The organism is Rhodococcus chondri, from assembly GCF_036327435.1.
GTDB classification, from domain to species: domain Bacteria; phylum Actinomycetota; class Actinomycetes; order Mycobacteriales; family Mycobacteriaceae; genus Rhodococcus; species Rhodococcus chondri.
Genome location: NZ_JAUZMZ010000188.1, coordinates 1 through 8474, shown reverse-complemented (window position 1 = coordinate 8474; position 8474 = coordinate 1). Strand labels below are relative to the sequence as shown.

10 protein-coding genes are annotated in these 8474 nt (G+C 68.8%); 3 read left to right on the top strand and 7 right to left on the bottom strand.

The window, feature by feature from the left end; all coding sequences use genetic code 11:
* From Q8814_RS22340 to Q8814_RS22320, 5 genes are all read right to left on the bottom strand, one after another.
* On the bottom strand, positions 1-746 hold a 746-nt coding region (locus Q8814_RS22340; protein WP_330154173.1), incomplete at its 3' end, for an enoyl-CoA hydratase/isomerase family protein.
* Between the two features lie 188 nt (positions 747-934).
* Entirely contained in the window at positions 935-1609 is a 675-nt protein-coding gene (locus Q8814_RS22335; RefSeq protein ID WP_330154172.1) for a pyridoxine/pyridoxamine 5'-phosphate oxidase, read from the bottom strand.
* A 25-nt stretch (positions 1610-1634) separates the two neighbouring features.
* A complete protein-coding gene (locus Q8814_RS22330) occupies positions 1635-2069 on the bottom strand; it encodes a VOC family protein (protein WP_330154171.1) in 435 nt (144 codons plus the stop codon).
* 82 nt (positions 2070-2151) lie between these two features.
* On the bottom strand, positions 2152-2637 hold the full coding sequence (locus Q8814_RS22325) for a nuclear transport factor 2 family protein (protein WP_330154170.1): 486 nt from the start codon (positions 2635-2637) through the stop codon (positions 2152-2154).
* A 111-nt stretch (positions 2638-2748) separates the two neighbouring features.
* Positions 2749-3387 carry a TetR/AcrR family transcriptional regulator gene (locus tag Q8814_RS22320; protein WP_330154169.1) on the bottom strand — a complete coding sequence of 213 codons (639 nt, stop codon included), beginning with the start codon at positions 3385-3387 and terminating at the stop codon, positions 2749-2751.
* 105 nt (positions 3388-3492) lie between these two features.
* Here Q8814_RS22320 and Q8814_RS22315 point away from each other — a divergent pair, with 105 nt between their 5' ends.
* From Q8814_RS22315 to Q8814_RS22305, 3 genes are read left to right on the top strand one after another with little or no spacing between them, the layout of a single operon-like run.
* Positions 3493-5010 (top strand): acetyl-CoA acetyltransferase, encoded by a 1518-nt coding sequence (locus Q8814_RS22315; protein WP_330154168.1) that lies wholly within the window; start codon positions 3493-3495, stop codon positions 5008-5010.
* Positions 5007-5801: an enoyl-CoA hydratase-related protein gene (locus Q8814_RS22310; protein ID WP_330154167.1), complete on the top strand. Its 795-nt coding sequence runs from the start codon at positions 5007-5009 to the stop codon at positions 5799-5801. Before Q8814_RS22315 ends, Q8814_RS22310 begins: the two co-directional genes overlap by 4 nt.
* 2 nt (positions 5802-5803) lie before the next feature.
* A complete protein-coding gene (locus Q8814_RS22305) occupies positions 5804-6958 on the top strand; it encodes an acyl-CoA dehydrogenase family protein (protein WP_330154166.1) in 1155 nt (384 codons plus the stop codon).
* Positions 6959-7037: 79 nt separating this feature from the next.
* Here Q8814_RS22305 and Q8814_RS22300 read toward each other — a convergent pair whose 3' ends face one another.
* Together Q8814_RS22300 and Q8814_RS22295 are read right to left on the bottom strand one after the other, a co-directional pair.
* On the bottom strand, positions 7038-7475 hold the full coding sequence (locus Q8814_RS22300) for a DUF6069 family protein (protein ID WP_330154165.1): 438 nt from the start codon (positions 7473-7475) through the stop codon (positions 7038-7040).
* Between the two features lie 75 nt (positions 7476-7550).
* Positions 7551-8474, bottom strand: a 924-nt coding sequence (locus tag Q8814_RS22295; RefSeq protein WP_330154164.1) for an ATP-binding cassette domain-containing protein, incomplete at its 5' end; no start/stop codon positions are given.

The window sequence follows — 8474 nt, the reverse complement described above, 5'->3', positions numbered from 1 at the left end:
TCGAGCCGGCCGAGGCTGTCGAGCACGGTGCCGTCGCCGAAGACCCATTCGATGTCGGTGAACCGATCGGCCAGATGCGAGGCGGGACCGGGCTCGACGAACTCGTCGAGCGCTTCCTGCCAGTGCCCGGCGCGGACCCGGTCGGCGAATTCACCGATGCGCGCGCTCGGCACATGGTGGGTGGCCAGTCCCACCGCGAGCGCGTCCCCGGCGGTCACCCGGGCACCGGTGAGGCCCAGATACATACCGACGGCGTCGCAGCGCGCCGTGGTACCGCGCAGCCGCGGCAGGAAATGGCTCGAACCGACGTCGGGCACGAACCCCAACGCGGTCTCCGGCATCGCGAACACCGCCTTCTCGGTGGCCACCCGCACCGCGCCGTGTACCGAGATACCGACGCCCCCGCCGAACGTCACGCCGGCGCTCCGCGCCAGATACGGCTTCGGGTCGGTCGCGACGAGTTCGTCGAGCCGGTACTCGTTCGCGTCGTACTCCCGCACGGTGCCCATGTCATCGGCCAGGACGGCTTCGCGCACCGGCTTGACGTCGCCCCCGGCACAGAATGCGCGGTCGGACAGGCTGGTGACGAGCACGGCGGTGATCGCGGGGTCGTCGCGCCACTGCAGCAGCGCGGAGTGCATGTCGCGGATCATCGACTGGTCGAGCGCGTTGAGGGCGCCCGGCCGGTCGAGCTGCACCTCGCCGACACCATCGGCGACGCGTGTGCGGATGAAAGTCTCGTTCACGGGCGGGAGCCTACCGGCGCATCGGTCACTCGGCAGCGGTCGGTGCCTTCCCGGTCGCCGCGCCGTGGAGACGGTCGATGATGCCGACGGCGCCGCGGTCAGAACTCGTCGTCACGGCCACTCGGTCGGGGTTCCGGTACCGAGTCGCTGCGGATGGGTTCGCCGGCTCTCCCGTCGAATAGAGACGTTCAGGGATAGAGCTCGTCGCAGAGCCACCCGTCACCGTCGCGCCGATAACGCAGCCGGTGGTGTCGGCGACCGGGGTCGGCCTGCCAGAATTCGACGGCCGCGGGCATGATGCACCACGTCTGCCAGTGCGGCGACACCCACGACGGGTCGGCCTCGAGCGTGTCCAGGCGTTCGCGGACAACGCATTCGTAGTCGGCAGGGTCGGTGAGCACCTCACTCTGACGTCCGGTCGCGGCCACGGCCCGCGCCAGCGGGGAACGCTCGCGGTAGTCGCGGGCACACAGCTCGGGGTCGCCCGCGCGCACGGGGCCGCGCACCCTGACCTGCCGGCCGTGCTCGCGCCAATAGAGGGTCAGCGCCGCGGCCGGCGTACTCGCGAGCTGCCGGCCTTTCGGCGAGCGGTCGTCGCCCGAGAACCACCAGCCGTCATCGGTGACGTCCTTGAGCAGCAGCGTACGAGCGTCCGGCAGCCCGTCTGCGTCGACGGTGGACAGTGTCGCCGCGTGCGGTTCGGGCAGTGCGGCGTCGACGGCATCGCCAAACCACTGCAAGAACAGCTCCTGCGGGGTCCGGGTGGGTGGATGAGATGGCGCGACGGTCGCGCCGAGTGCGGGAAGGGCCCGGATCCACGCGCGGACGTCGGGGAAATCGCTGCGATGCGGGTTCTCGGCCACGCGCGCATGCTACTGCGTGTCGGTGCTACTGGGTGTCGGTGGCAGGCCCGCCGGTGAGAGGGCCCGCGAGCATCCAGCGGTGCCCGAAGGGGTCGATCAGCGTCGCGTTGCGGTGCCCGTTGCTCTCGGTGATCCACCGTTCGACGGTCCCGCCGGCCTCACGGGCATGGGCGAGTACGGCGTCGGTGTCGTCCACGGGCAGCATCAGACTCACCGATGTGGCACCGCCGACGGGGGCGGTGAGTCCCATCTCCGGGAATTCGTCGGCGAGATAGACCATCCCGGAGGGGAAGTTCAATTCGGCGTGGCCGATCCGGCCGTCGTCCATGACGATCGGATCCCCCACCACAGTTGCACCGAAAGCTCTTACATACCAGTCGATTGCGTCCCGCGCGCGGGCAACGGTGAGATAAGGCAGCGCACCCGCGCGATGAAGATTGCCTTCGTAGGGTGTCGGCATTCGGCGCCCTTCCCTTTCGAACGTCCCCGATCTCGGCCGTGCATTCCGTGCTGTGGCCTCCGTGCTGCTGCGCGGACCCGCCTCAGGAGGCGCGCGGCGGCTGACGCATCTTCGACCACTGATTTGTGGTGAGCCGGAACGACGGCAGGTCCTCGAGGGAAATCGCAGTCTCCCAGTTTCTTTCGTATCCGGTCTGGGATATGCGCCACTGTCCGTCCGGGCACAGCACGTACCGGTCGTGGTAGTACGCCGAGCCGCGCAGGAACATCTTGTCCTCGGGCACGATCACGGTGTCGGCGAGCAGCCAGATCCCTGTCGCGGTGGCGCCGTCCTCGGAGATCTCGATCTGAGGATGACTGCAGTGGTGTTCGGTGAGCATGTGGGCGCCGAGCGTGCTCTCGAGAAAGTTGATGAAGGCGTCGCGTGATTCGAAACTGAGATACTCCCCGTAGACCGCGGTCGCTTCGGGTACCAGCGTGTCGGCAAGTTCGGCCCAGGATCTCGTATCGAGCGCCCGCGCGTAACGGTACTTGAGCCGCTTTATCTCCCGGACCGCCTCCAAATCCATCGTTGACCTCCCGCTACCGCGCACCTGTCGGTGCCCTTGCCAGGCTAGCCGGGAAAGGTGACGAAGAGCCTCCGATTCGAGAACCGGTAGGTCACCTCGATTGCAGTTCGGTTACGCCGTCCTGTTCGTTTTCGGTTCCGACGCCGGCGCGGTGAGACGAAGCGCGTGCACGGTGGCTTCGACGAGCATCTCCGCGTAGGTGTCGTCGTCGGCCGGCGCCGGTGTGGTGAGCGCGAACAGCGCGTGGCTCAGGACCGCGCCGGTGACCATTTCCAGCAGCAACGTCACGGACGTGCCGGCGGGCAGCTCGTTGCGTTCGACCGCGCGGTGCACGATGGTGCGCGCCGCGAGTACCCGGCTGCGGTTGAGCGTCGCGGTGAGCCGCGCGAGCAATTCGGGATTGACCCGGGCGTCGAGCGCAACCCGCAGGCTGACCAGACCCGAGGTGGTGCGGTAGCCGCTCAACAGTTGCTTCGCGAGCTCGACCAGATCCGACCGCAGTGCGCCGGTGTCGATGGGCACCGGCAGCGGACTGCGGGCCTCGAGTGCCTGGACCAGCAGTTCGTCCTTGGTATTCCACCGTCGGTACAGCGCGGCACGGCCGACGCGCGCGCGGCGACCCACGGCGTCGAGGGTGAATCCGCGCCAGCTGGTCTCGGAGTACACCTCCAGGACCGCGTCGAAAACACGGTCCTCGAGGTCCGCGTCGCGGGGGCGTCCTCGACGTCGGGGCGGTGGTGCTTCGGTCACGCGAAACAGTCTGCCAGACTCGGACCCGATTTACAGACTGAAACAGTCCGTATTAAACTCGGGCGTGTCACCCCACTCCCGACGAGCAACTTCGAAGGAACACCGATGACAGACCCTGCCCGCGTTCCCGTTGTGATCGGCGTCGGCGACCTGCGATCCGGACGCGCCGGTGCGCCCGCCGACCCGCGCGAACCGCTCGACCTCATCCACGAGGCGACCCTCGGCGCGCTCGCAGACACGGGGGTCGACGGCGTCGCTGCGCGCATCGACACCATTCGTGCGATCAAGACGGCCAGCTGGTCCTACGACGACCTGCCGGGCCTGCTGGCCGAGCGCCTCGGTGCGACACCGGAGCACACCTCGACCACCCCGATCGGCGGGCACTGGCCCGCCGCCGTCCTCGACCGCATCGCCCACGACATCGCGACCGGCACGAGCCGGCTGGCGCTGCTCGTCGGCGGTGAAGCGCAGGCATCGGTGACCAACGCGCTCAAGGCCGGCACCGACCCCACCGCACTCGGCTGGGTGTGCGCACCCGGCGGACCGCCCGCCTTCGATCCCGACGACCTGGGCAGCGCCGCCATGCAGCGGGCCGGGATGATCGCGCCCACCCGCGTGTATCCACTGTTCGAGAACCGGCTCAGCCACGAACTCGGCGACAGCCGTGAGCAGTCGATCGAGTGGTCCGCGCAGCTGTACGCCGCATTCTCCGAGGTCGCGGGCACCAACGCCGCGGCGTGGAACCCGGATCTGCGTACCGCCGAGGACATCCGCACCGTCGGACCCAGGAACCGCATCGTCACCGACCCGTACCCGCTGCTCCTCAACGCGATGCCGTTCGTGGATCAGGCCGCCGCGGTCGTCGTCACATCGCTGGCCGTGGCCCGCGAACTCGGTGTCGCCGACGACCACATGCTGTACGTGTGGGGCGGCGCCGGAGCCACCGATCCCACGGACGTCCTCGCCCGCGACGATCTCGGGCACTCCGCCGCGCTCGACGACGCACTGCGCCGCACCCTGAAACGCACCGATCTGCGCCCCGGCGACTTCGACATCGTGGACGCCTACAGCTGCTTCCCGGTGGTGCCCAAGCTGCTGATCGAGCACCTCGGACTCCCCCGCGACACCGTTCCGTCGGTGACGGGCGGGCACTCGTTCTTCGGTGGGCCGCTCAACAGCTACACGCTGCACTCGGTCGTAGCGGTCGCGCGCCGGCTCCGCCGCGACGGCGAGCTCGCGCTCGTCCACGGCAACGGCGGCTACCTGACCTACCAGCACGTCGTGGTGCTCGGGTGCGCACCCCACACCGACGGGTACGTCGGCGATCCGGAGCCCGTCCAGCTTCCCGCGACCGCGCCCGAGAAGATCGAAGACTACACCGGCGAGGTCGCAATCTTCACCGCCACCGCGGAATTCGGACGTGACGGCACGCCCGCGATCGGTTTCCTCGTCGGTACGACACCCGACGGCCGGCGCGTGTCCGGACACACCGACGCCGCCGGCGCCGAGATCCTCGCCGCCGGCGCGGACATCATCGGAACCACCGTGCACGTCACCGACCGCGGCGGCCAACTGGTCGTCACCCGCATCGCCACCGAGTCCTCCGAGGAGCAGCACCCGTGACCGAATCCGTCGTTCTCGTCGAGCAGCGCAACCACACGCTGATCGTCACCATCAACCGGCCCAAGGCCGCCAACAGCATCAACGCCGACGTACACCGCGGGCTCGGCGAGGCGTGGGAGCGCGCCGAGTCCGACCGCGACGTGCGCGCCGTGATCCTCACCGGCGCAGGCGAGTCCGTGTTCTGTGGCGGCGCGGATCTCAAGGCGCTCGGCACCGCCGGCCCGGACGGCGTCACTCCGCCCGAGACCGCGCACTGGGGCTTCGCCGGTGTGGTCAAGCACCACATCTCCAAGCCGGTCATCGCCGCGGTCAACGGCACCGCGCTCGGCGGCGGCACCGAACTCGCGCTCGCGAGCGACCTCGTCGTCGCCTCCGAAACCTCCGAGTTCGGGTTGCCCGAGGTGCACCGCGGCCTGATCGCCGGAGCAGGCGGTGTATTCCGGATCGGACAAGCGGTTCCCCGCGCGATCGCGATGGAACTGATCCTGACCGGCAAGCCGATGTCCGCCGACGACGCGCTGCGCTGGGGCCTGGTCAACCGCGTGGTTCCCCGGACCGATGTCCTGGCCACCGCCCTCGAACTCGCCGAGCTCGTCGCCGCAGGCGCCCCGCTCGCCGTGCAGTCCAGCAAGACCGTGGCCCGCGGCATCATCGACGGGCACATTCCCGCCGAGGACCAGGCGTGGGAGCTGAGCGAAAAGGCTCTCGCACGTCTCACCACCAGCGCCGACACCCTCGAAGGCGTCATGGCCTTCATGCAGAAGCGCGCACCCGTCTGGAAGGGCGAATGACCATGACCACCACCGAAATCGTGCGCTGGGACACCGACGAGCGCAAGGCCCTGCGGCAACTCGCCGCGGACTTCACCCGGAAGGAGATCCTTCCGCACCTCGACACGTGGGAACGCGAGGGCGCCATTCCCCGCGAGCTGCACCGTAAGGCCGCCGACGCCGGGTTGCTCGGGGCATCCGTCGCGGAGGAGCACGGCGGCTCGGGCGGCAACGCACTCGACATGCTCGCCATCCTCGAGGAGATCATCCTTGCCGGCGGTTCGTCGGGCCTGATCTCGGCGCTGTTCAGCCACGGCATCGCCACCCCCCACATCGTCGCATCGGGCAACACCGACCTGATCGATCGGTTTGCGCGGCCCGCACTCGAGGGTGCGATGATCGGCGCGCTCGCCATCTCGGAACCCAGTGGTGGCTCCGACGTCGCGAACATCCGCACCACCGCGCGCCGGGACGGCGACGAGTACGTCATCAACGGCTCCAAGCTCTACATCACCTCGGGCACCCGCGCCGACTTCGTCACCACCGCGGTGCGCACCGGAGATGCCGGCGCGGGCGGCATCTCGCTGATCGTCGTGCCCACCGACACACCGGGTTTCACCGTCTCGCGCAAGCTCGACAAGATGGGCTGGCTGTGCTCCGACACCGCCGAGCTGTTCTACGACGACGTGCGCGTGCCGGTCGCCAACCTCATCGGTGCCGAGAACTCGGCCTTCGGCCAGATCGCGCAGCAGTTCCAGGGTGAGCGGCTGTCTCTGGCCTTCCAGGCCGTCGCGACGGCGCAGCGCTGCTTCGACCTGACCGTCGAGTGGGTCAAGTCCCGCGAGACGATGGGCCGGCCGCTGTCCAAGCGTCAGGTCGTGCGTCACCGCCTCGCCGATCTGGCCACCGAAATCACTGCCGCGCAAACCTTCTGCCGGTCGGTGGCGGAACGGTGGGTCAACGGTGAGGGCATGCTCCTCGAGACGTCGATGGCGAAGAACAACGCCGTGAAGGTGTGCGACCAGGCCGTCATGGAAGCGGTTCAGCTCGCCGGTGGCATCGGGCTCATGCGCGAAAGCGAAGTCGAGCGCCACTTCCGCGACGCCCGCGTGCTCGGTATCGGCGGCGGCACCACCGAGATCATGAACGAGATCATCTCGAAGCTGCTCGGCCTGTAACCCGTTGCGGTGAACGGACATCTATCCACGCGTCGCTGCGGGTGGATATCCGTTCACCACACGGATCATCGGCTGCTGCTCATCGGTCTGCGCGCATCTTCTCGAGACCGACGACGGCCACGGTGGCGATCACGACGTGCATGAGTGCGAGCGTGACGGTGCTGGCCCCGTCGAAGTCCGCATCGAGCGTTCCGGCGATCGTCGCGAGGGGCAAAGCTGCCCCGACGATCTGAGCGACACGGATGAATCCCGCCCACCACCGGCTCAGCAGCGCGGCCACGCCGAGACCGAGGGTGAGGGGTACGACGGTCATGAGCACCACACCGCCCGGCGCGGCGCTCTGGGTAACTCCGGCATTCGTGTGCGCGAAGGAGCCGCCGGCCGCGAGACCGATCAGCCACAGAGCCAGGTTGACGACGAGCGCCGCGGTTACCGAGACGGCGACAGCGGTGGGCCGGCCAACCTCTCGTGACCACGACAAAACCGATGACGTGCGGGATGTTTCGGTGACGGACATGGATCCTCCTGATGAGCGATTCGTCTGACATCGCCCATCGTGCGACCTCGAGTCGACTCGAGGTCAAGACCCGGATCAGCCCAATTCTTCGGCGAGCTCCATCCACTGCTCCTCGGCGGATTCCTTCTCCGCCACCACCTGACGCAATTCCGCGTCCAGCTTCTGGAGCCGCTCGGGATCGGTTGCCGCGTCCGCCAACTGCAGATGCAGCTTCGCCTCCCGGTCGTCGAGCTTGGCGATCGCCCGCTCGAGCCGCGACAGCTCCTTGCGGGACGCGCGGTCGGCGGCACCGTCGCGCTTCGACGCGGATGCGCCGCCTTCCGCACCGCTCTTCGACATCGTCGACGCCACCGACGGCACGTCACCGTCGCCCATGGCCGCGCGGCGTCGCAGGTACTCCTCGATGCCGCCGGGCAGGTTGGTGAGTTTGCCGTCGCCGAACAGCGCCCACGTCGAATCGCAGATCCGCTCGATCAGGTACCGGTCGTGGCTGATCACCACGAGCGTCCCGGCGAAGTTGTCGAGCAGATCCTCGAGTTGCTGGAGGGTGTCGATGTCGAGGTCGTTGGTGGGCTCGTCGAGCAACAACACGTTCGGTTCGGCCATCAGCACCCGCGTCAGCTGCAGCCGACGACGTTCGCCGCCGGACAGGTCGCCGACGGGCGTGCGCTGCCGGGCCGGCGTGAAGCCGAGGCGCTCGGCCAGCTGTCCGGCCGAGACCTCCTTGTCGCCCAACGTGATCCGCTCCGCGACGTCCTTCACGGCATCGAGCACCCGCATATCGGTGGGCAGATCGTCGAGTTCCTGGCGCAGCCAGCCGATCTCGACGGTCTTCCCTTCGATGCGGCGTCCGGTCGCCGGCTCCAGGTCGCCCGCGATGGTGCGCAGCAGCGTGGTCTTCCCCGAACCGTTGACGCCGACCAGGCCGATCCGCTCCCCCGGCCCGAGCCGCCACGTCAGATCGTGCACCAGCTCGCGCCCGTCGGGCGTGGCGAGGGT

Coding starts and splice junctions, on each gene's coding strand:
- Q8814_RS22330 (WP_330154171.1), bottom strand. CDS start 2,069: ATGCCGACACCCTACGAAGGCAATCTTCATCGCGCGGGTGCGCTGCCT.
- Q8814_RS22325 (WP_330154170.1), bottom strand. CDS start 2,637: ATGGATTTGGAGGCGGTCCGGGAGATAAAGCGGCTCAAGTACCGTTAC.
- Q8814_RS22315 (WP_330154168.1), top strand. CDS start 3,493: ATGACAGACCCTGCCCGCGTTCCCGTTGTGATCGGCGTCGGCGACCTG.
- Q8814_RS22305 (WP_330154166.1), top strand. CDS start 5,804: ATGACCACCACCGAAATCGTGCGCTGGGACACCGACGAGCGCAAGGCC.
- Q8814_RS22300 (WP_330154165.1), bottom strand. CDS start 7,475: ATGTCCGTCACCGAAACATCCCGCACGTCATCGGTTTTGTCGTGGTCA.